Genomic DNA, 21,896 nt, shown 5'->3' with positions numbered 1-21,896 from the left:
CATCGCCGAGCCGCCGCCGAACACGCCGGGCAGCAGCAGCGCTGCCGCGATGCCGGCGGCCACCCCTCCGCCGGCAACGGTGAGACGCCTGGCGGGGAAGAGGGCTATCGCCTGCTCTGCCTTGACCGGGCAGGCGTCCTGCCGGGCACGGGCAGCATGGTCACCTCTGGCCCTCCCGGCGACGGCCACGCCCACGTGCGGCTGTTCCTCGGCCACCCCTGGCCGATCCTCGACGAGGCGCTCGACCGCCTGGCCCGCCACGGACTCGGCTGGGCATGACGCCGGCCGCCGCGCTGCGAACCGCCGCTCAGGGCCCGAGCCGCCCGGAGCCCGCCGGCGCGGGGACGATCGCCACCGGACACGCCGAGCGCCGGATCAGCCGGGCCAGCCCCCACGGCCGCCGCCACGCCAGAACCCCCGCCGGACGCCGGGACTCCACCACGAGCAGGCGGGCCGCGACCGAGGCCGCCAGGAGGGCGGAGCGGGCGTCCCCGTCGCAGCGCTGCTCGTGCACCCGGACCTCCGGATGCAGCCGCCGCCACCCGCCGAGCGAAGGCCCGGCGGCCGAGTCGGCGCGCAGAACGCGCAGCCGGACGCCGTGCGCGGACGCGGTCCGGAAGGCGTAACCGAGGAGGGCGTCCGGCACGGGCCCTGGTTCCAGGAACACGACGACGTCGTCGTACGGACGTGCCGTCGCGCCCTTGGCGACGACCACCGGCGCGTCGGCCCTGGCGGCCAGCGCGAGGGCGACCGAGCCGAACAGCAGATCGATCACCTCGTTGCGGGGACGGTGGCCGACCACGATCTCGACGGCGTCCCGCCCCGCGTCGCGCAGGACGGCCGCCGGCGCGCCGGGCGCGACGTGCGCCGTCACCGCCGGGTGCCGCCGCCTGCCACGGACCCGGGCCAGCGCGTCGGCGGCGACCCCCACGGCGATCTCGTGCGCCGATTCGACGATCATCGGAGCGGCGAACGCCTTGGCCGCCGGAGGCCCCGCGAAATATCCGGCCAGATCCATGGCATGCACGATCCGCAACGGCCTTTTCCGCCGGATGGAGTCCTCCGCCGCCCATTCCAGGGCGACGGACGAAGGCGCGGACACGTCGGCGCCGACCACCACAGGAGCCCTGTTCGACGGCCCGTTCATAAAAATTCCTCCTTCATCGCGCAGGCATTGCCGGACAATTCGCTGCCACGCATTCCTGACATGGTCCTGAATTCGCGCTGACATCCGCCGTACGCCTGGCGATTGCTCCGGAAGTCGCCGTGCGATCTCCAGGGCGGCGGGTAATGGCGCGCTACCGGAGCACGTCCCCTCTAGCTTTCTCAAGGTGAAATGACATGCGCGTCGGAATCGTCGGAGCCGGTCTGTCGGGGCTCACCCTGGCCTGGCTCCTGGCCGACAGTTGCGAGACCGTGGTGCTCGAATCCCGTGACCGCGTCGGCGGCACGATGCGGTCGGTCCGCGTCCGCGCTGGCGGCGGCGAGGCGACTCTCGACCTCGGCGCCCAGGACATCTCGCCGGACCTGTTCCCCACGCATCGCAGGCTGCTGGAGCTGCTGGGGTACGGCGACGAGCAGTTCGTGGACCTGCCGGCCTCGCTCACCGTCCTGAAGGCGGGACGCCGGGAGCCGCTGCTGGTCAGCCCGCACACCCCGGAGGCGTCCTGGCCCCGGGACGAGCGGCTCGGGGCGGCGTGGCAGGCGGTCGGGACCTTCCTCCAGCGGGCCACCGAATGGGACAAGGAGGACGTCAGCTGGGAACGACCGCTGGCCGACCTGGTCGAGCCCCTGCCGGTGAGCCAGGAGATCAAACGAGACGTGCTCTACGCCCGCCCGGCCTTCCTGTTCTGCTGCAGCCTCGAACAGGCCATGACCCTCTCGGCCCGCGCCGCCGTCGCCTTCTACGTCAACACCGCGGGCGAGCCGAGATGGCAGCAGCTCCTCCCGGGGCTGGAGAGCACGGCCTGGGCCCTGGCGGCGCGGGCCCCCGCCGCCAGGATCAGGACCGCGGCCGGGGTGCGGCAGATCCGCCGCGCGGACGGGCGCTACGAGCTCCTCGACACCGCCGGCGAGCGGCACGTCGTGGACGAGTTGGTCCTCGCGGTGCCGCCGTGGGAGGCGGTGCGGCTGCTCGGGCCGCTGGCGGGCGCCCAGGAGGTCCGTGACGTCCTGGCCGGCTTCGAGCCGGTGGACACGACGTACGCGCTGCACCTGGATCCCGCATATCTGCCCGAGAGCCGTGCCCACTGGTCGACCAGCGCCTTCGAGGTGCACGACGGCTGGAGCGAGAGCACCGACTGGTTCGGCCCGTCCAGGGGCGTCGAGGTGTTCAAGAGCCAGCTCACCCACCGCGACCAGCTGCCGAGGCAGGTGGTCCTGCGGGAGAACTACCGGCACCTGCTCATCACGCCCGCGGCGGTCCGGGCCCAGCGCCGCCTCGACGCGCTGCAGGGGCGGGGCGGGCTGCACCTCGCCGGCCAGTACACCACGTGGGTCTCCAGCCAGGAGTCGGCCGTGCGGTCGGCGGTCGCCGTCGCCCGCAGGCTCGCGCCGCGCTCGCCGCGCCTGGCGCAGCTCTTGTCCGCCTGACCGGGACAGGTCCGAACCAGACACACCCGACCGAGACACATCCGACCCAGGCAAGGAGGTATGTCATGCGTGCCGTGCGGTTCCATCATCACGGTGACCCCGCCGCCGTCCTGTCCGTGGACGACGTGCCCGTCCCCGTCAAGGGGCCGGACGACCTGCTCGTACGGATGACCACCCGGCCGATCAACCCCTCCGACCTCATGTACGTGCGAGGGGAATACGGACGCGAGGCGACGCTCCCCGCACCGGCGGGGTTCGAGGGCGTGGGCGTGGTGGAGCGGGCCGACCGGGCGGGCACGTACCGCGAGGGCGCGCGGGTCGCCGTGGCCGCCACCGGTACCTGGCAGGACTACGTCAGCGCCGCGCCCGCCGAGCTGATCGCGGTCCCGGACGCCATGCCCGACGAGGTCGCCTGCCAGCTCACGGTGAACCCGTTCGCGGCGCGCCTGCTGGTGGACCAGCTCGACGTGCCGCCCGGCGGGTGGCTGCTGCTGTCGGCGGGCGCGTCGGCCGTCTGCCGCATGGTCCTGGCCCATGCGGCCAGACGCCGGATCCGGTGCCTGCACTTGGTCAGGCGGCCGGAACAGGTGACGCCGTTGCGCCTGCTGGGGGCGGACGAGGTGATCGACGTCTCCGGCGGCCCGTGGGTGGACCGGGTGCTGGCCGTCACGTCGGGCGGGGCGGCTGCCGCGATCGATTCGGTCGGCGGTCAGGTGGGCCGGGGTCTGCTGGACTGCCTGCGTCCCGGTGGCCGGCTGGTCGTGTTCGGGGCGCTGTCCGGCGAGCCGATCCCGCTGCCGTCCCGCCAGGTCATCTTCTCCTCCCTCACCGTGAGCGGCTTCTGGCTGCCCGAACGGCTCGCCGCGCTGGACCCGCACGACCGGGCCCGCCTCACCGAGGAGGTGGTCGCGGACCTCGCGGGCGGCCGGCCCGGCGTGGACGTGGCCGGCCGGTACGCGCTGCCCGAGGTCCGGGCGGCGGTGCGGCACAGCGCCCGGACCGGCGGCGCCGGAAAGGTGCTGCTCACCGAACGACGACCGGACGCCCCCGCCCCAGGGCCGGCCGGCGACCCACAACCCGAATGACGGAAAGGGACATCATGAACGACCTCATCATCCCGTGCATCGACGTAGCCGGCGGCAGGGCGACGCCGCCCTCGGGGATCGCCGGTCTGGCCGACCCCGCCGACGCCGTCGAGATCGCCTCGGTCTACCTGCGCGACGGCGCCGGGCCGATCTTCGTGGACGTGCAGGAGCCGTGGACGGAGCACGAGACGTTCCTCCCCCTGATCCAGGCGCTGAGCGGGACGGGCGGCACGTTCTGGGTCACCGTGGACAACGGCTACATGCCCTCCATCGAGGCGGCCGAGGCCCTGCTGGCGGCGGGCGCGGCGGCGGTCGGCCTGAGCACCACCTCGGTGGAGCACCCCTCGGTCCTGCATACGCTCGTGCAGCGGCACGGATCCGGCCGCGTGGTGGGCGTCATGAACGTCGCCCGCGCCGGCGACGGCCGCTGGAACGTCGCCATCCGCGGCGGCGAGCAGGAGACCGACCTGGACGCCGTCGTCTGGGCGAAGATGCTGGCCGACCTGGGCGCCGGCCGGCTGCTGGCCAACAGCCTCGACCAGGAAGGCACCGGCAACGGCTACGACCTGGAGATGACGCCGGCCATCGCCTCGGCGGTGGGCGTCCCCGTCATCGCCTCGGGCGGCGCCGGCTCCGTTGAGCACCTGTACGAGGGGCTCACGACGGGCGGCGCCCGGCACGCACTGGTCAACAACCTGTTCCACAGCGGCCAAGCCACGATGACCCAGGCGCACGAGTTCCTCGACAAGGGCGGCCTCAGAAACCCGGCGGACGGCGTGGAAGGCGCCACGGAATGACCGCCGAAACGCTGATCAAGGAACTGGCGCGGGCCCGGGAGCAGTCGCCGCCGCCCAACCCGCTGCTCGCCCTGGCGGCCGACGGCCGGGTCACCGTCGGCCACCTGCGCCGCCTCGTCGCGATCGAGCGCGCCTACCACCATGCCGAGCTCGTGGCCTACGGCGAGCTGCTCACCCAGTTCCCGCACCCGCCGGCCGCCGGGTTCCTGCTCAAGGTGGCCGGGCTGGTGGACGGGGCGCGTGCCGCGCTCGCCGTCGTGGCCGAGCGTCTGGGCGAGCCGCCGGACCTCGGCGACGACCTGGCCGCGCACGCCTTCTGCGGGTACGTCTCCTGGCTGGCCCTGCACGGCAGCCAGGCGGCCATGGCCCTGTCGCTGTACTCGGCCCCGGACGGCGTCTACTACGGCGGCGCCGTCGAGCTGGTGCGGCTGCTGGACGAGCACGGCGTGACGGTGCCCGAGGAGTTCACGGCGTACTACGGCAACAGTCCCGACCCGCTGCTGACCGGGGAGGCCGCAGCCGTCGTGGACGATGGCCTGGCCCGGGGGGACGACCCCGGCGAGGCCCTGCGCGCGGCCCGGCTGTGCGACAGGTACATGGCCCTGCTCTGGACGGCGGCGGCCCGCGCGTGAGGAGACGACCCGGACGCCACGGCAGGAGCCCGGGATGACCGCCCCGGTCCGGGCCGACGTGCACGTCCGCCTGGCCCCGGGGGTGACGACGCGCGACTACGAGCGAAGGTTGCGCGAGATGAGCGGCGTGGTCGGCGCGCACGTGGTCGTCGGCGACTTCGACGTCACCGTACGGGTGGCCTGCGAGGACGGCGTGCAGCTCCGGGGGACGATGGCGCGCCTGCGCCGGGCCGGCGCGCTGTACCTCGCCGCCGAGCTGATCGTCCGCACGCTGCTCGGTTAGGGCCGCGCCGCGCGGCAGCCGGATGTCAGGTCCGCGTCAGGCCCTTGTCATGGCCTCGGGGAAGGCAGACATATTCGCACAAGAGAAAGGCTGCACCATGACCGCCACCGCAGAGCTCACCCTGGCGACCTCCGCCGTCACCGAGCTCCAACGGCTGCGCGACCGCTCTCCGGTCGGCAACCGCCTGCTGGACCTGGCCGAGGTCGGCGGGCTCACTCTGGAGCACCTGCGCCGGCTCGTCGGGATCGAGCTGCAGTGCCACGTCGCCGAGCTGGCCGCGTACGGCACCGTGATCGCCCGCTTCTCCGACAGCCCCGTCGTCGGCCTCTACCTGGAGGTCGCCCGCCTGGTGCACGACGCGCACCCGAAGCTGCTGGCCTGCGTCCGCCCCCTGGGCATGGACCCGGACGCGGTGGGGCGGTGGCCGTCCGGGCCCGACGCGCAGGCGTTCAACGGCTGTGTCTCGTGGCTGGCCCTGCACGGCGGCCAGGCCGACAACGCGCTGGCCCTCCACACCGACATGACGGTTTACTTCCCCGGCTGCCAGGCCCTGCTCGAAGCGGTGCGCAAGCAGGGGCTGGAGGTGCCCCCGGAGTTCGTCGACTACTACGAAGGCGGCCAGTCCGACGAGCTGGAACGGCGGGCCCTGGAGGTCGTCGAGCACGGCCTGCGGAACGGCGAGGACAAGGCCACCGCGATCACCCGCGCCCGGCAACTGGAGGAGCACATCGGCAGCTTCTGGAAGGCAGCCGCGCACACCGGCTGAGCTGGAGAGGACCCCACATGAGCCTGAAGGAATGGAATGACACCGCCCGCCCCTACCCGCGCGACGCCGTGCTGCCCGAGCTGTTCGACGCCCAGGCCGCCCGGACCCCGGACGCGCCCGCGCTGACCGGCGGCGGCCGGACGCTGACCTACCGGGAGCTGGCCGGCCGCGCGGACGCGCTGGCCAGGGTGCTGCGGCGGCAGGGCGTGCGGGCGGGGACGCCGGTGGCCCTGCCCGTGGAACGGTCGGCCGAGGCCGTCGTGGGGATCTGGGCCGTGCTCAAGGCGGGCGGCGCGTACGTCCCGCTCGATCCCGGGGACCCGGCGGCCCGGCTGCGCGAGCTGACCCGGCGGCTGGGCGTCGAGCACGTCGTGACGCGCGCCGACCGGCGTCCGTCGCTGGACGCGCGGCACGTGCTGCCGCTGGACGGGCCGGTGCCCGAGGCCGGGCCGCTGCCGCCGAAGGTGGCCTCGGCGACCGATCTGGCCTACGTCATCTTCACCTCCGGATCCACCGGCGTCCCGAAGGCGGTCGCCGTGCCGCATCGCGCCGCCGTCCGGATGGCGACGGCGACGGACTGCGCCGCGCTCGGCCCGGACGACGTCGTCGTGGCCACCACGAACCCGACGTTCGACGTGTCCTGCTTCGAGATCTTCGGGGCGCACCTGAACGGCTCCCACCTTGTCGTGCCCGAGCCCGAGGCGCTGTTGTCGCCGCCGGACCTGGCCCGCGAGCTACGCGAACATGACGCGACCGTGATGTGGCTCAGCGCGGGCCTGTTCCACCAGCTCGGCTTCGCCGACCCCGGCATGTTCTCCTCGCTGCGCTACCTGGTGGCGGGCGGGGACGTGCTGAACCCCGACTGCGTGCGCGGCGTCCTGGCCGCCGGCCCGCCCGAGCACCTGGTCAACGGCTACGGCCCCACGGAGAACGGCACGTTCTCCACCGCCCACGAGGTGACCGGGCTGCCGCCGGACGCCGAACGCGTGCCCATCGGACGGCCGATCGCCAACTCCACGTGCTACGTGCTGCGCGAGGACGGCAGCCCGTGCGAGCCCGAGGAGGAGGGCGAGCTGTACGTCGGCGGCGACGGCGTGGCGCTCGGCTACATGGGCGACGAGGAACGCACGGCCGAACGTTTCCTGCCCGACCCGTTCCTCGGCGGGGACGCGCGCATGTACCGGACCGGCGACCGGGCGGCCTGGCGGCCGGACGGCGTGCTGGTCTTCCTGGGCCGGCTGGACCGGCAGGTCAAGATCAGCGGCCACCGGGTGGAGATCGGCGAGGTCGAATCGAAGCTGGCGGCCCATCCCGAGGTGCGCGAAGCCGCCGTGACCGTACGGGAATCCGGGCGGGGCGACCGGGCGCTGGTCGCGTGGGCGGTGCCGTGGCGCAGGGAGGAGCCGCGGCCCTTCGCACGGCGGGTGCGGGCATTCTTGCGGGACCGGCTGCCCGCGTTCATGGTCCCCGGCCGGGTGGCGGTCGCCGACGAGCTGCCGCTGAACAGCAGCGGCAAGGTCGACACGCGCGCCCTGGCCGGGACCGGCGATCAGCCACCGGCCGGCCCCGCCGACCCGCCGCGGGGCGAGGTCGAGCGGTACTCGGCCGAGGTGTGGGCGGCCGTCCTCGGCACGCCGGTGGAGTCCCGCGCCGACGACTTCTACGAGCTCGGCGGCACGTCGTTGCAGGCCGTCCAGATCGTCACCGCGCTGCGCGCCCGTCCCGGCATGGGCGGCCTCCCCGGCCCCGCGCTGGTGCGCGCGCTGCTGGACTCTACGTCGCTGGAGGCGTTCGCCACCCGGATCGCCGCCCTGCGCAGCGGCGCCGACGGCGGCATGGAGAGCGAACCGACCGTGGACTTCGCCCGGGAAGCCCGGCTCGATCCCGGCCTCCGCTTCGGCCCGGCCGACCCGGCGCCCCCTCGGGAGATCCTGGTCACCGGCGCGACCGGCTTCCTGGGCGCCTTCCTGGTCCGGCGGCTGCTCGACGCCACGGACCTGCGACTGTCGTGCCTCGTACGTGCGGCGGACGGCGAGGACGGGCTCCGCCGGGTCGGCGCGGCCCTGCGCAGGTACGGCCTGCCCGCGGCGGACCTCGGCACGAGGGTGACCGCGGTGCCCGGCGACCTCGCCCTGCCCGGCCTGGGACTCCCGCAGTCAGAGCTGGACGGACTGGCCGACCACACGGACGTGATCCTGCACGCCGCCGCCCAGGTGAACTTCGTCTACCCCTACTCCCGGCTCCAGGACGCCAACGTCGGTGGCGTGCGCTCGCTCATCCGCCTGGCCGCCCACGGCGGGCGCGCGCGCCCGTTCCACCACGTGTCCACGGTGGACGTGCTCGCCGCCGCGGACGGGCCGCCCACCGGCGGGCGCGTGCGCGAGGACGATCCGCTGCCGCGCCCGGAACGGCTGCGGCAGGGGTACGCGGAGACCAAATGGGTGGCCGAGGCCCTGCTGGGCGAGGCCGCAGGGCGCGGGCTGCCGGTCGCCCTCTACCGGCCGTACGAGATCACCGGCAGCCGGGACCGGGGCGTGTGGAACACCGGCACCATGATGGCCGCCGTGATCAAGGCGATCGCCGAGACCGGGCTCGCGCCGGACGTGCCGCTCCGGCTGGACTTCGTCCCCGTGGACTACGTGGCGCAGGCCGTCGTGGCGCTGCTGGCCGGGGCGCCCGCGCGCGGCCGGGTCTACCATCTGGCGAACCCGCGCCCCGCCGCCCTGCCCCTGCTGGTCGAGCGGCTGCGCCGGCAAGGCTACCCCGTCCGGGTCATCTCCAGGGAGGACTGGGTCCGGGAGATGGAACGTCTGTGCGCCGCCGACCCGGCCGCGCCGCTGGCCGGGTACCTCACGCTGCTCACCGGTGAGGAGGCCGCGGACGGCTCCGTGACGGCCCGGCAGCTCACCGGCGCCCTGCCCGAGCCGGATCTCGCGAACCTGGCCGAGGCGGTCCCGGACGTGCCGGCCGCCTGCCCGCCCGTGGACGCCGGGCTGCTCGACCTCTATATCGGCTGGCTGCGCGAAACCGGCTACCTGCATCAAAGCACAGCAGCACCCCGGGAAACACATTTTCCGCGCGGTTCACGTGGCTAAGTTAACATTTACAGGAATGCCTGAGTGGCCGGCGCGGCACAATCGATGCGGGCGATGATGATCTCATTTGATATTCTGGGCCCATTGGAAGTCAGGGTCGATGAAGACCGGATCCAGATAGCCGGCCCGAAAAAACGCTCGTTGTTCGCCGTGCTGCTGCTCCGGCACGGCGACGTCGTCCCGGTCGAGGACCTGGTCGCCGAGTTGTGGCGGGACGACCCGCCCAGGCGGGCGGCGAACGCGCTGCACGCGCACGCGTCCCGGTTGCGAATGTCCATCATGCGCTGGCGGGAACGCCACGGCCTGGAAATATCGCTGCAGACCCGCTATCCCGGATATTGTCTCCAGGTTCCGGCCGACGCGATCGACGCCGTGCGCTTCGAAAAGCTCGACGCGGCGGCGAACACGCTGAAGTCGGCCGAGCCGGACAAGGCCGTCGCCCTCCTGCGCGAGGCGCTGGCGCTGTGGCGCGGCCCGGCGCTGCAGGACGTGCCGCGCGGCCCGATCAGGGACCAGGCCGCGCAGCTCCTGGAGAGCCGCCGGATGCTGACCACCGCCAGCCTCATAGAGATCAACCTCGACCTGGGCCGGCACGTCGAGATCATCCCCCAGCTCGAGGCGCTGGTGCTGCAGAACCCCCTGGAAGAACGGCTCTATTCCCAGCTGATGGTCGCGCTGCATCGCGCGGGCCGGCCCGCCGACGCGCTCGGAATCTACCAGCTCGCCCGCGTGTCCTTCGCGAAAGAGATCGGGCTGTCCCCCTCGCCCGCGTTGGAAAGGCAAATGCTGGCCATTCTCAATCGTTCCACCAAATAGCCGGACGAGAAAAGGAGAAACCGATATGAAGACCGACCGCAGGCTCGACGCCGTCTCCCTCGTACAGGAGATCGACCGGCGGACGGCGGAAAATCCGATCGACAATCCGATCGTCGCGAAATTGCGTGAGGGGCGGTTCGCCCTGGCGGATCTGCGGCGGCTGCTGGAATTCGAGGTGCGGCTGAACCGCACCGAGCTCGCCGCCTACGCGCTGGCCGCGTCCAGATTCACCGGCCGGCCGGAGGACGTGTACTGCCTGCAGCTCCTGGAAATGGCGTCGCGCGCCCGGACGAAACTGCTGGACTGCGCGCGCGTGCTGCCCATCGAGCCGCGCACCGGAGCCGACGGGCAGGCGGAGGGCTTCACCGCCTACGCCTACAGCTCCTATCTGAGCTGGCTTGCCCTCAACGCGAACCGGGCCGGTCTGGGCGCCGCCTCGCTGGTGGACGTCCGCTCGTACTTCTCCACCTCCGACGAGCTGGGCGCCTGGTTGCGCAGCTCCGGCATCGGCGCGCCCGAGGAGGCGGTGGCCTTCTACGGCAGTGAGCCGGAGGGGCTGAGCGCGTCGGCCGTCGCCTTCATCCAGGCCGGGCTCGACGCCGGCGACGACCCGGACGAGGCGCTGCGCCTCAGCGACGTGATGCGCGACATCATGGGGTACTTCTGGCGAGCGGTGTCGACCGGCTGACGCTCCGGCGGCTCGCGGACCGGGCCCTGCCTGTATCCCTAACCCCGGCCCGTGCCCCGCGGGCCGGCGACAAGGGCGGTCAGGGCCTCGGGCGTCGGATGGTCCTGGACGGCGGACACCGGAAGCCGGACGCCGCACACCTCCTCGACCCGCTGGACGATGCGGGTGGCCGCCAGCGAGTGGCCGCCGAGGTCGAAGAAGTCGGATCGGGGGCCGACGTCGTCCACCATGAGGACCTCACGCCAGATCTCCACCATGCCGGTCAGGGGGATGGTCATCGTCCGCTCCTGTTCTGCTCCTGCGCCAGCCGGCGCCGCACGCCGGGCCGGTCGATCTTGCCGTTGGGCGTCAGCGGGATCGCCGGGCCGGGCACGACCCGGGTGGGGATGGCGCTCTCCGGCAGCTCCGCCGACATGAAGCGCCGCAGTTCCCCCACGGTGGGGCACGGCCCAGACACCACGACGAGCGCGCCCAGGGCACGCGTGTCGCCGACGGTGGCGACGGCCGCCTGGCGGACGCGCGGATGGCGCAGCAGCGCGGCCTCGATCTCGGCGGCCTCGACGCGTACGCCGCGCACCTGGAGCTGACCGTCGTCCATCCGCCCCTGGAACTCCAGCTCGCCGCGAGCGTTGACGGCAGCCAGGTCGCCCGTCCGGTACCAGCGGCCGGGAAGGCCGGGCAGGGTGACGAAGCGGCGGGCGGTCTCCTCGGGCCTGCGGTGGTAGCCGAGCGCGAGCACCGTGCCGCCGATGTGGACCTCCCCGGTGCTCCCGGCCGGCACGGGCCGCCCCCGCGGGTCGACCAGGACGACGCGGGCGCCGTCGATCGGCCGGCCGATGGGTGGTAGGCCGGAGTCCGGCACCCGTCCGACGGGGTGCCAGGTGGCGCAGACGGTCGCCTCGGCGGGCCCGTAGTGGTTGACCAGGTTCCAGCCCCGGGGGAGCCGGCGCAGGCGCAGCGCGTCACCGCCGGTGAGCATCGTGCGCCAGGGGATGTCGTCGTCGGCGTCCAGCTCGACGATCATCTCGGCGAGCGGGGTGGGGGCGAACAGGATGTCGATCGCCCGCTCGCGGCCGAACTCGACCAGCTCCACGGGCGAGACCCGCACCTCGTCGGGTGCCACGACGAGCGTGCCCCCGGCGGACAGACAAGGCCAGATCTCCCAGACGGCCGCGTCGAACCCAAGGCCCGCGGTGTGCAGCTGACGGGTGCGTGGGCCCGTCCGGTAGGTGCGGTGGTGCCAGGCGACCAGGTTGGCCAGGCTCTCGTGGCCGATCAGAACCCCCTTGGGCGTCCCGGTGGTCCCCGAGGTGTGCACGATGTAGGCGGCCCGGGCTCGGGCCGGCCGGTACTCCGTCCCGCCCCGGTCGAGCTCACCGGGCGTGCGGCCGGACACCAGGATCGTGTCCGGCCCCAGTTGGTCGAGCAGAGCCCGTTGCCGCCGCCGGGGGAGCGCCGCGTCCATGGGCGCGTACGGGCGGCCGGACAACATGGCCGCCAGCGCGGCGACCACGAAGTCGCGCCCCCGCGGCAGGCGCACGCAGACCGGCGCGCCCGGCGGTCCCGCCCGGTCCAGGGCCGCGGCGCCGCTGACGGCGCGCCTGAGCAGCTCGCCGTACGTGAGGCCGCCGCGGTCGTCCTCGATCGCGACGCGGCCGGGATGGGCGGCGGCGATCCGCCCCACCATGTCGGGCACGGTCACGTTCATGGGCGGCTCACCTCTCGCGTGGTCGGGGGCAGGACGTCCTGCACGGCGCGGGCGATCGCGGCGGCCCCCTCGTCGGTCAGCACGCTCCAGTGGTCCCCGGGGATCGGCCGCACCCGTACGCCGGCCGGGTACAGGGACAAGAGTCGCCGTTCCAGCCACCGGCAGCGGCGCGGCGAGGCGCCGGCCCGCAGCACGACCGCCGGGCAGGGCACCGGGCGGGGGCGGTGGAGGAGGAGCGCGCGCAGGTTGCGGCGGTAGACCCCCGCGAGGTCGAAACCGTCGCCGGACGCCTCGACGAGCCCGGCGATGCGCCGCCCGGCCTCGGTGGCGGCTCCGGTGGCGGTTCCGCCGGGGCGACGGCGGGCACGGCGCAGGTGGCGCAGATGGGTCAGCACGTCGGCCAGATGGCGGGGGTGGGCGCCCACGGGGATGCCGGGCCCTGGCGGCGGATGCCCGTCCACGCAGATCAGGAGGGCGACCGGGTCACCGTCCCGGGTCAGTTGCCTGGCCATCTCGTGGGCCACGACCGCCCCCATCGACCAGCCGAGCAGGACGACGGGCAGCCCCTCCGGCCGTACCCGCCGGAGCTGTCGTACGTGGCCGGCGGCCAAGGCCTCGACTGTGCCGGGGTGGCGGGTCCCGGCGACGAGGCCGGGGGTGTCGAAGGCGTGGCAGGTCCGGCCGGTCAGGGCGCCGGCCAGCGGCCGGTAGGCGAGCGAGCTGCCCGACGCGGGCGGCACCAGGAAGATCGGGTCGGGCGACGGGCCCCGGGCGAGGAGCGTGGGCTCGGCGTCCGGCCCGTCGCCGGGGGAGGGCCGGTCGGCGAGGTCGATCAGCTGCCCGAAGGTGCGGCGTTCGGCGAGGTCGAGCAGATGGCCGAAGGTGGGGCGTTCGGCGAGGACGCCGACCGGGATCTCGGCCCCCAGCCGCTCCCGCGCGGCGGCGGCCAGCCGGACCAGGCCCAGGGACTCGCCGCCCAGCCGGTAGAAGTCGTCGTCGGGGGAGACCGCGTCCACGCCGAGCGCGTCCCGCCACAGGTCCTCCAAGGAGGTGCGGGCGGCGTCCGGCCGGTCGCGGGAGGTCGGGGGTGGCGGGAGGACGGCGGCGTCGTCCGGCGTGACCGGGTCGAACGGCGGAGCCGGGAGCGGGCGCCGCCAGGCCCCGGCGTCGTCCCGGTCAGGGTGGTCTCGGTCGGGGGCGTCTCCGGTGGGGGCGTCCCGGTCGGGGTCGTCCACGTCCGCCCAGTTCACGGGGGCGCCGTGGGCCCACAGGGAGCCCAGCGCGTCGAGCACGCCGGTCCTGTCCGTGCCGTGGCGGCCGGGGAGGGCGACGGCCGCGAGATCGGCGTTCCAGAACGGATGGCGCCGCACGGAGGCCGTCGTCGCGGTCCCCGCGCCCAGCTCGGCGAACAGCTCGGCCGGGCCGGACAGCAGGTTGCCCACGCAGGCGCGCATCCGGACGGTGCCGCACAGCTGCGCCACCCAATAGCCGGGATCGGCCGCGGTCCCGGCGTCCAGGGGCTCGCCGGTGAGGCCGGACAACACGGTGAAGTCGAGGCCGCCGCGCACGGGCGTCCTGGCGACGGCCCGCGACAGCGCGTCGGCGGCGGCGCGCATGGACGGGGAATGGAAGGCGTGGCCCGTGCGCAGCGGCGTGTGGGCCACTCCGGCCGCCGCCAGCTCCGCGCGCAGCCGCTCGACGCGTTCGCGCGGGCCGGCCAGGACCGTACGGCCGACGTCCTCGACCGCCACCGACAGGCCGGTGTCCCGCCCGAACCCGGGCACCGCCTCCGCCACCCGGTCGAGCGGCAGATCGACGGCCAGCATCCGGCCGGGCGGGCAGCCGCGCATCGCGGTCGCGCGCTCCGCCACCAGGACCAGGGCGTCCTCGAACGTCCACAGCCCGGCGGCGGCCACCGCGGTGTACTCGCCCAGGCTGGAGCCCAGCGCGGCGACCGGCCGCAGGCCCCAGTCCATGAGCTGGCGCGCGATCCCGTAGCCGAGCACGAACAGGTTCACCTGCTGGACGAGCGTGTCGCCGCCGTCCCGGCCCAGCACGTCCGGGTCGAGCCCGAGCCGCTTCGCGAGGACGGTCCGGGCGCGCGCGTCGGCCTCCCGCACGGCCGGCAGGCAGGCGCGCAGCGCCTCGGCGGCGCCGCCGAGGCGCGGACCGCCCTGGCCGGGGAACAGCAGCGCGACCCGCCCGGCGTCCCGCGCCCGCAGGGGAGTGGTCTCCCTGGCCAGCTCGCGGACGGCCGCCTCCGGCGTCTGCGCCACCACCGCCCGCCGCAGGGGCAGTTCGCGGCGGCCGCGGCTCAGCGTGCGGGCGGCGTCCGGCAACGAGGGAGCGTCCGCGGCGCCGAGCCGGTCGGCGAGGTCTTTGCGGTAGGCGGACAGGGAAGGCCCGCTGTGCGCCGACAGGCACAGGACCCGCGGCCCGGGGCGGGGCGTGCTCGCCGCCTGCGCCGGCGGCGAGGCGAGCACGACGTGGACGTTGGTCCCGCCCATGCCGAGCGAGCTCACCCCGGCCAGCGCGGGGCCGGGCCACGGCCGCCGCTCGGTCGCGACGTGGAAGGGGCCGCCGTCCAGACCGAGGTCCGGGTTGGGGCGCTCGAAGTGCGCGCTCGGGACGATCTCCTCGTGCCGGAGCATCAGCGCGGTCTTGATGAGGCCCGCGACGCCGCTCGCCGCGCCCGCGTGCCCTATGTTGCCCTTGACCGAGCCGAGGCCGCAGAACCCGGCCCGCCCGGTGTGCGCCTGAAACGCCTGGGTCAGGGCGGCCACCTCGACGGGGTCGCCGAGCCGGGTCCCGGTGCCGTGCGCCTCGACGTAGGACACCTCGGCCGGATCGACGCCCGCCGCGTCGAGGGCTCGCGACGTCACGTCCCGCTGCCCCTGCACGGACGGAGCGGTGAAGCCCACCTTGCGGGCGCCGTCGTTGTTGACCGCCGACCCGCGGACGACGGCGACGATCTCGTGCCGCTCGCGCAGGGCGTCCTCCAGCCGCCTCAGCACCACGACGCCCACGCCGTCGGCGGGCACGGTGCCGCGGGCCCCGGCGTCGAAGGGCCGGCAGTAGCCGTCCGGCGAGAGCACGTCGCCCTCGGCGTGCCGGTAGCCGCCCTCCGGATGGACGCCGATGCGCACGCCCCCGGCCAGCGCCACGTCGCACTCGCCGTCGCGCAGGCTGCGGCAGGCCAGGTGCACGGCCAGCAGCGAGGTCGAGCACGCCGACTGCACCGTGATCGCGGGCCCGCGCAGGCCGAGCTTGTAGGCGACCCGGGTGGCCAGCATGTCCTTGTCCCAGGAGGTCTCCGGAGCGCCCTCCTTGATCAGCGGAGGGTCGCAGCCGCCGAAGACGCCGATCGCGCCGTCGAAGCGGGCCGGGTCGAGGGCGGCGTCGTCGAGCGCGAGCGAGGCCGTCTCCAGGAACACCCGCTGCTGCGGATCGATGGACGCCGCCTCGCCCCGGCTGTAGCCGAAGAAGCGCCAGTCGAACAGGGCCGCCCCCGGCATGACGCCGTACGCCGCGACGAACCCCTCGCCGGACGGGTCCGCGCCGCCGTGCGGGGTCGGGCGGCGCTCGATCGTGTCGGCGCCGGTGCGCAGGTTGTGCCAGAACCGCCGCACGTCCGCCGCGCCGGGGAAGCGGCAGGCCATGCCCACGATGGCGATCAGGTCAGACATGCCCGCCTCCTTCCACGGCCGCCGCCACGCCGTCCGCGGCCAGGCGGGCGGCCAGGGAGCGCACGGTCGGGCAGGCGAAGAGCACCGTCACGGGCACCTCGGCGCCGAGCTCGTCCTCCAGCCGTACCTGGACGCGGGTGAGCAGGCCGGAGTCGCCGCCGACCTCGAAGAAGTTGTCGTCCACGCCGATCTGCGGCCGGCGCAACACCTCGCGCCACACGCCCAGGACGTGTTCCTCCAGCGCCGCCGCCGGCCCGCCCGGGCGGCCGGCGCCTCCCGCGTCCGCCCGCGGCGGGGCGGCCGCCGGCGGGTCGCCGGGTCTCAGCGGCGTGGTCCGGCCCCGGGCGAGGTCGTCCAGGGCCGCGGCGACGAGCCGCGCCAGGCGGGCCGCGTCGCCTTCGTCCAGCAGGCCGCCCCGGCAGGTGATCGTCCCGTCCAAGCCGCCGTCCGCGGTCGTCCAGACCGTGATCATGACGGGGTGGGCGGCGTGCGGCCGGATCTCCGGGAAGCGCATCCTGGTCAACGGGCGCCCGCCCAGCTCGGCCGGCTCGCCGGCGTCGCCGGTCTCGAAGGCGAGCAGGACCTCGCAGAACGGCGCCGCGTCCAGCCGCCGGGCCGGACGCAGCCGGGCCACGACCTGCTCGTAGGGCACGTGCTGGTCGTCGAGTGCTTCGGCGAGCTGGCCACGCAGGATGGCGACCAGCTCGTCCGGCGTGCCGGCCGGCTCGGCGCGGGACCGCAGGACCACCAGATTGACGCACGGCCCGACGGCCTGGGCGAGCGCGGGGTCGGCCCGGTTCTCGGCGGGCACGCCGAAGGTGACGTCGTCGCGTCCGGTCCAGCGGTGCAGAGCGGCGGCCACGGCACCGGCCACCACCGTGAACGGGGTGGCCCGCAACCGCCGCCCGGCGGCGCGCAGCTCCTCACGCCGCACCGGCGGCAGCGGAACCGTGACGGGCTCCTCGCCGGGATGTGCGGACGGTCGCAGGATCGTGCTCGGCGCGCCGGTCAGCCGCCGTTCGGCACGGGCGAGCGCGGCCTCGTCGTCCCCGGCGAGTTCGGCCGCCACGACGTCGCGGAACTGCGGCCCCTCCCACGGCGGCGGTGCGCCGCCCGCCAGCGCGGCCGCGTAGCAGCGGCCGAGGTCGCGCATGAGGACGCGCACCGAGCGCCCGTCGGTGACCAGGTGGTGCTGGCGAAGCACCAGCACGTCGTCCCCGGCGGTGGGTCGCAGGACGGCCAGGTGCAGCAGCCGTCCCGCGGCCGGGTCCAGAGCGGGAGCCCCGGCCACCCACCGTGCGACGTCGTCCGCGGACACCTCCCGCGCCTGGATCTCCCGCACGTCCACGTCCGGCTGCCAGGGTTCGCCGACGAGCCGGCGCAGCCCGTGCTCGCCGGAGCGGAAGCGGGTGCGGAGGACCTCGTGCCGCCCGGTCAGCTCGACCGCGGCCCGGCGCAGCGCGCCGTCGTCCAGCCGCCCGGCCGCCCGCCAGGCGACGGTTTCCTGGTAGGAGCCGGGCAGCAGGCGGTCGGCCAGGTGGATCTGCCGCTGGGTGGCCGAGGCCGGCGCCTCGTCCGCGCCCGTCTTGCGCAGGTCGGCGGCGTTCTCGGCGAGCGCCTCGACGTCGAGCTTGCCGTTGACGGTCAGGGGCAGGCCGGGCACGGTGGCGTAGGAGTGCGGGATCATGTACGGCGGCAGCCGTTCGGCCAGGTGGCCGTCCAGCTCGTCGGGCGTCGGCGGCGCGCCCGAGAGCACCAGGTAGGCCGCGATGCTGCCCTCGGAGCCGTCCTCCAGCAGCACGGCCGCGTCGCCGACGCCGGGGTGCTCGCGGAGCCGGGCGGCGATCTCGCCCGGTTCGATCCGGTAGCCGTGCCACTGGAACTGGTCGTCCATGCGGCGCAGGTAGAGCAGGCCGCCGTCAGGGCCGAGGCGGGCCAGGTCACCGGTCCGCAGGAGCACGTCCTCGCCGAACGCGTCCCGCACGAACCGTTCCCGGTCGAGCTCCGGCCGGCGCAGGTACCCGGCGGCGACGCCCGCTCCGCCGAGCCACATCTCGCCGGTCGCGCCCTCCGGGACGAGCCGCCGCCCCGTACGCGGGTCCACCAGGTGCACGCTGGTGTGCGGGAGGGGGTGGCCGATCGGGCTGACGTCCCGTTCGCAGTCCTCGGCGGTCACCTCGTGGGCCGTGGCGTGGATGGTGGCCTCGGTGATCCCGTACAGGTTGACCAGCCGGGCGCCCTGATGGCGGCGGCGCCAGTCGCGCAGCCGGGGCGGGTCCAGCCGCTCGCCGCCGAACAGCACGTACCTCAGGTCCGGCAACGGCACGGGGTCGGCGTCGTCCACGGCGACGAGCCGGGCGAACGCCGACGGCGTCTGGTTGAGGACCGTGACGCGCTCGCGCAGCAGCGTCTCGCGCAGCGCCCAGGGGTTCTGGACGTCCCCGTCCTGCAGGACGACCAGCCGGCCGCCGGTGGCCAGGCAGCAGAAGATCTCCCAGACCGACAGGTCGAAGGCGCAGGAGTGGAACTGCGCCCACACGTCGCGCGGTGAGAAGTCGAAGGGGAAGTGCGGGCCCGAGATCCGGGACACCACGTTGGCATGGGTGACCAGGACGCCCTTCGGCTGCCCCGTCGTGCCCGAGGTGTACAGGCAGTAGGCGGGTGACGATCCCGGGAGCTCCGGAGGCGGGCCGTTCCCGGCGCCGGACGGCCCGGCCGCCGCTCGGAGGGTGTCGAGCGTGACGGCGTTGTTCTCCCCGGACGGGGTCTCCTCGACCAGGAGCCGGCTACGGCTGTCCTGGAGGATGAACGAGGCCCGGGATCCGGGATGGCGGGGATCGATCGGGACGTACCGGGCGCCCGCCAGGAGCGTGCCGAGGATGGCCTCCACGGTGCCGGGGGCGGGCGGCAGCCTGAGGGCGACGGGATCTCCCGGCCGGACCCCCATCGCGGCCAGACCGCCGGCGATCCGGGTGGCCCGTCGCCACAGCTCGCCGTACGTGACGCGCTCGCCGCCCCCGACGACCGCCACCGCGTCCGGCTGCGCCTCCGCCCGTGCCCGGACGAGACCGTGGAGGGTCCCCCCGGACGCCTGCCGCCCCGCCGGTTGCGGATCCGGGGGTGTCACGAGGTCGAGGTCGCCCAGCCGCCGGTCCGGCGATCCCGCCACCGTGTCCAGCAGCGCGCCCAGGTGGCCGGCCAGCTGTCCGACGCGTTCCGCGGCCGGGCGGGGGCCGGACACGCCCAGCCATGCCCGTGGCCGTCCGTCCTCCAGGGCCAGGCGCACGTGCAGCGGGCCCGGCGTGTTCGGGCCGGGGCCGGCCGTCCGTACCGTGAGGGTGTCCGGTGGCGGGGAGAGCGCGGGGCACTGCGACACCTCCCGGCACAGCCGGGAGAACGGGACGTCCACCCCGACCCGCACCTTGACCGTCCGGGGCGAGCCGTCGCCGGGGCGGTGCAGGGCGAGCCGCACGCCGCCGTCCGCGCCGTACAGGGACAGCAGGGCGGCGAGGCCCGCCACGAGGAGGGCCGCCGGCTCCCGCGCCGCGTCCGGCGGAACGGGGATCGGCCGTTCCACGGTCGTCTCATGCAGTTCCGGGGAGTCGTCGCCGCCCACTTCTGCCAGGAACGCCTCGATCCCTTCCTGCGGTCGTCGTGTCACTGGGAGCTCCCGTTCGACTGGTCAGATGGTCGCGTGAGCGGCTGCTCGCGTGATCGTGTGCCCGCTGGATTCCGCGGGCCGGGCGCCCGCCCCTACCCGGCCCTCCGTGGGGGCACACGGCGGCCGCCGCGCACGTCAGAGCCCTGTCACAGCACGATCAGCCGCACGTCAGGCCGGGTTGGCAGAAGGGGAGGCGGACGCACGTCCCATCGACGACGGGAGAACCATGTACACCGACTTCGAGCCGACCCCCCTGGCCGGCCAGGCCGTACGGCGGCTGCGGCAGATGCGGGACGACAACCCCGTACGCAACCGGTTCCTCGAACGCATGGACGCCGGGACGCTCACGATGGACCACGTCAGGCAGCTCGTGGGCGTGACCCACAAGTGCCACCAGGCCGAGATCACGGCGTTCGCCACGCTGATCGCCCGCGACCCCCACCCGCTCGCGGTCGAGTTCTTCGACGGCATGCTCGGCCTGATCCACCGGGCCCGGCCCAAGCTGCGCAAGGTGATGGCCGCCCTGGACCTCGGCGAGGAACGCCTGCACCGCTGGCCGGCCGACCCCGCCGCCTACCAGGTCGCCGGGACGTGGGGCTGGCTCGGTTTCCTCGGCACCCAGGCCGACGCCGCGCTCGCCCTGTACTGGGACATGGTCCGCTACTTCCCCGATAGCGACGAGATGCTCGCCCGCCTGCCCAAGACCGGGCTCGACGTGCCGGAGGAGTTCGTCGTCTACTACGGCGGCGGGCAGTCCGACGAGCTCGAACGGCAGGCGCTGGCGGTGGCCGAGCACGGCCTGCGGCGCGGACAGAGCGCGGACGACGCCGTCTTCGCCGCCCGCCTGATGGAGGAGAGCATCGGCCAGTACTGGGCCGCCGCGGCCGCCGACCCGCACGAGCCCCGGCCCTGATCTCGGGCGGTCCCCTCTCGGAGGCGCGGCTAGCTGTTCTGTCCCGTGAGGTTGGGTACGCGGCGGGACTGTACAAAGAACGGCTCTGTCGCAGATTCGGCTCTGTCTCTCTTTCGGTGGTGACGGAGCGTTAGGCCAACAGGATGCGGTGGCGGAGCAGCGTGAAGCCGGCGCGGCCGTGCATCTGGCGCATGATGCGCTTGGTCTTGGTGTTCACGCCTTCGGTGCCGCCGTTGTGGAACGGCAGAGTGAGGGCCGCGTGGACGGCGTCACGGTCCTGGTCGAGGCCGCGGATGAAGGCGTGCACGTGAGGGAGGTCGGCGGTGCGGGCAGTAGTGATCCACGTGCTGAGGCGGTCGGCGTTGCCCTTGCTCGGCCGGAGCAGGTCGGCAAAGTCGCGGACGAGCCCGGCCAGGTCGATCATCTCGGTGCAGGCCGTGGTGAGCTCGTTGAGCAGCCGGCGACGCTCGTCTTTGAGGTTGTCGGGCCGCGTGAGCAGGAGCCGGCGAGGCGGCGTGGGGAGATAGGTAGGCGGTCGGCTTCAACCCGGCCCTGGGTGATGTAGCGGTAGAGGAGATTGAAGCTGCCCGGGTAGCCGAGGGCTTTGATCTCGTTGAACAAGTGCAGGACGGGGACGGCGGGGTCGTCGGTTCGGCGGCGTTTGAGGTGGTCGCGGTAGGGGTCGACGAGGGTCGGCCGGTACTGCGGGGCGCGTTGCAGGCGTTCGGGTTCAGACACGCGCGCGTAGCGTTTGACGGTGTTGAGGCCCAGATTGAGGCGGCGGGCGCACTCCAGCAGGCCGACTCCCTTGCCGAGCAGGTCGTGGACCTGCTGCCAGCGCTCGCGGGTGGTCTGGGCGCGTTTGCCGTCTTTGATCGGGGGTCCGGCCTTGGCCCAGCAGGCACTATGTGTGGCGACTTCCTTGGTGACGGCCTCACCGAGGTTGTGCCATAGATGCCAGCGATCACTCACCTGGACGGCGTCAGGCAGGGCGCGGCGGATCGCTTCGGCGTAGGCGCCCGAGCCGTCTCGGCACACGATCTGCACTCCGGGATGGGTGCGCAGCCCCGCCTCCAGCCCATCGGCGGTGCGGCCGGGTAGAACGTCGATGCGCTCTCGGGTCTCGGCGTCGATCAGCACGGTGGCGTAGCGGTGGCGCCGACGCAGGGCGAAG

15 protein-coding genes and 2 pseudogenes are annotated in these 21,896 nt (G+C 74.4%); 11 read left to right on the top strand and 6 right to left on the bottom strand.

Annotated elements, in window-relative coordinates:
• Positions 1-279, top strand: a pseudogene (locus tag ABZ459_RS52020) (pyridoxal phosphate-dependent aminotransferase); the annotation flags it as partial.
• 28 nt (positions 280-307) lie between these two features.
• Here ABZ459_RS52020 and ABZ459_RS52015 read toward each other — a convergent pair.
• Positions 308-1,147, bottom strand: a complete 840-nt coding sequence (locus ABZ459_RS52015; protein WP_357988816.1) for a universal stress protein — start codon at positions 1,145-1,147, stop codon at positions 308-310.
• 194 nt (positions 1,148-1,341) lie between these two features.
• On the opposite strand from ABZ459_RS52015, the gene ABZ459_RS52010 reads away from it, so the two are divergent.
• The 9 genes from ABZ459_RS52010 (at position 1,342) to ABZ459_RS51970 (ending at position 10,754) form a co-directional block, all read left to right on the top strand.
• A complete protein-coding gene (locus ABZ459_RS52010; RefSeq protein ID WP_357988813.1) occupies positions 1,342-2,592 on the top strand; it encodes an FAD-dependent oxidoreductase in 1,251 nt (416 codons plus the stop codon).
• Positions 2,593-2,657: 65 nt separating this feature from the next.
• The gene (locus ABZ459_RS52005; RefSeq protein ID WP_357988810.1) at positions 2,658-3,677 is read left to right on the top strand and encodes a zinc-dependent alcohol dehydrogenase family protein; all 1,020 of its coding nucleotides are present in this window, start codon (positions 2,658-2,660) and stop codon (positions 3,675-3,677) included.
• Between the two features lie 14 nt (positions 3,678-3,691).
• Positions 3,692-4,474 carry a HisA/HisF-related TIM barrel protein gene (locus ABZ459_RS52000; RefSeq protein WP_357988808.1) on the top strand — a complete coding sequence of 261 codons (783 nt, stop codon included), beginning with the start codon at positions 3,692-3,694 and terminating at the stop codon, positions 4,472-4,474.
• The gene (locus ABZ459_RS51995) at positions 4,471-5,106 is read left to right on the top strand and encodes a hypothetical protein (protein WP_357988805.1); all 636 of its coding nucleotides are present in this window, start codon (positions 4,471-4,473) and stop codon (positions 5,104-5,106) included. Before ABZ459_RS52000 ends, ABZ459_RS51995 begins: the two co-directional genes overlap by 4 nt.
• 34 nt (positions 5,107-5,140) lie before the next feature.
• Positions 5,141-5,389, top strand: coding sequence for an Lrp/AsnC ligand binding domain-containing protein (locus ABZ459_RS51990; RefSeq protein ID WP_357988802.1), 249 nt, complete (start codon positions 5,141-5,143; stop codon positions 5,387-5,389).
• 97 nt (positions 5,390-5,486) lie between these two features.
• Positions 5,487-6,155: a hypothetical protein gene (locus ABZ459_RS51985; RefSeq protein ID WP_357988799.1), complete on the top strand. Its 669-nt coding sequence runs from the start codon at positions 5,487-5,489 to the stop codon at positions 6,153-6,155.
• Positions 6,156-6,172: 17 nt separating this feature from the next.
• On the top strand, positions 6,173-9,250 hold the full coding sequence (locus ABZ459_RS51980) for an amino acid adenylation domain-containing protein (RefSeq protein WP_357988796.1): 3,078 nt from the start codon (positions 6,173-6,175) through the stop codon (positions 9,248-9,250).
• Between the two features lie 24 nt (positions 9,251-9,274).
• The gene (locus ABZ459_RS51975) at positions 9,275-10,066 is read left to right on the top strand and encodes an AfsR/SARP family transcriptional regulator (RefSeq protein ID WP_357988793.1); all 792 of its coding nucleotides are present in this window, start codon (positions 9,275-9,277) and stop codon (positions 10,064-10,066) included.
• Between the two features lie 25 nt (positions 10,067-10,091).
• Positions 10,092-10,754, top strand: a complete 663-nt coding sequence (locus ABZ459_RS51970) for a hypothetical protein (RefSeq protein ID WP_357988791.1) — start codon at positions 10,092-10,094, stop codon at positions 10,752-10,754.
• A gap of 38 nt (positions 10,755-10,792) precedes the next feature.
• Here the strand turns inward: ABZ459_RS51970 and ABZ459_RS51965 are convergent, their stop codons facing one another.
• Genes ABZ459_RS51965 through ABZ459_RS51950 form a run of 4 tightly spaced genes read right to left on the bottom strand, consistent with a single transcriptional unit; the run spans position 10,793 to position 19,809 of the window.
• Complete coding sequence (locus ABZ459_RS51965; RefSeq protein ID WP_357988788.1) at positions 10,793-11,032, bottom strand: phosphopantetheine-binding protein; 240 nt, start codon at positions 11,030-11,032, stop codon at positions 10,793-10,795.
• Positions 11,029-12,462 carry an amino acid adenylation domain-containing protein gene (locus ABZ459_RS51960; RefSeq protein WP_357988785.1) on the bottom strand — a complete coding sequence of 478 codons (1,434 nt, stop codon included), beginning with the start codon at positions 12,460-12,462 and terminating at the stop codon, positions 11,029-11,031. Before ABZ459_RS51960 ends, ABZ459_RS51965 begins: the two co-directional genes overlap by 4 nt.
• Entirely contained in the window at positions 12,459-16,148 is a 3,690-nt protein-coding gene (locus tag ABZ459_RS51955) for a beta-ketoacyl synthase N-terminal-like domain-containing protein (protein ID WP_357988782.1), read from the bottom strand. The genes ABZ459_RS51960 and ABZ459_RS51955 overlap by 4 nt, the downstream gene beginning before the upstream one ends.
• Positions 16,141-19,809, bottom strand: coding sequence for an amino acid adenylation domain-containing protein (locus tag ABZ459_RS51950; protein WP_357988780.1), 3,669 nt, complete (start codon positions 19,807-19,809; stop codon positions 16,141-16,143). The genes ABZ459_RS51955 and ABZ459_RS51950 overlap by 8 nt, the downstream gene beginning before the upstream one ends.
• 226 nt (positions 19,810-20,035) lie before the next feature.
• Here ABZ459_RS51950 and ABZ459_RS51945 point away from each other — a divergent pair, with 226 nt between their 5' ends.
• The gene (locus tag ABZ459_RS51945) at positions 20,036-20,722 is read left to right on the top strand and encodes a hypothetical protein (protein ID WP_357988777.1); all 687 of its coding nucleotides are present in this window, start codon (positions 20,036-20,038) and stop codon (positions 20,720-20,722) included.
• 130 nt (positions 20,723-20,852) lie between these two features.
• Here ABZ459_RS51945 and ABZ459_RS51940 read toward each other — a convergent pair.
• A pseudogene (locus tag ABZ459_RS51940) lies at positions 20,853-21,896 on the bottom strand (ISL3 family transposase); the annotation flags it as partial.

The organism is Nonomuraea sp. NPDC005692, from assembly GCF_040631115.1.
Classification (GTDB): domain Bacteria; phylum Actinomycetota; class Actinomycetes; order Streptosporangiales; family Streptosporangiaceae; genus Nonomuraea.
Note: the sequence above shows the minus strand (reverse complement) of the source record. Positions and strands in the feature narration are given on the sequence as shown.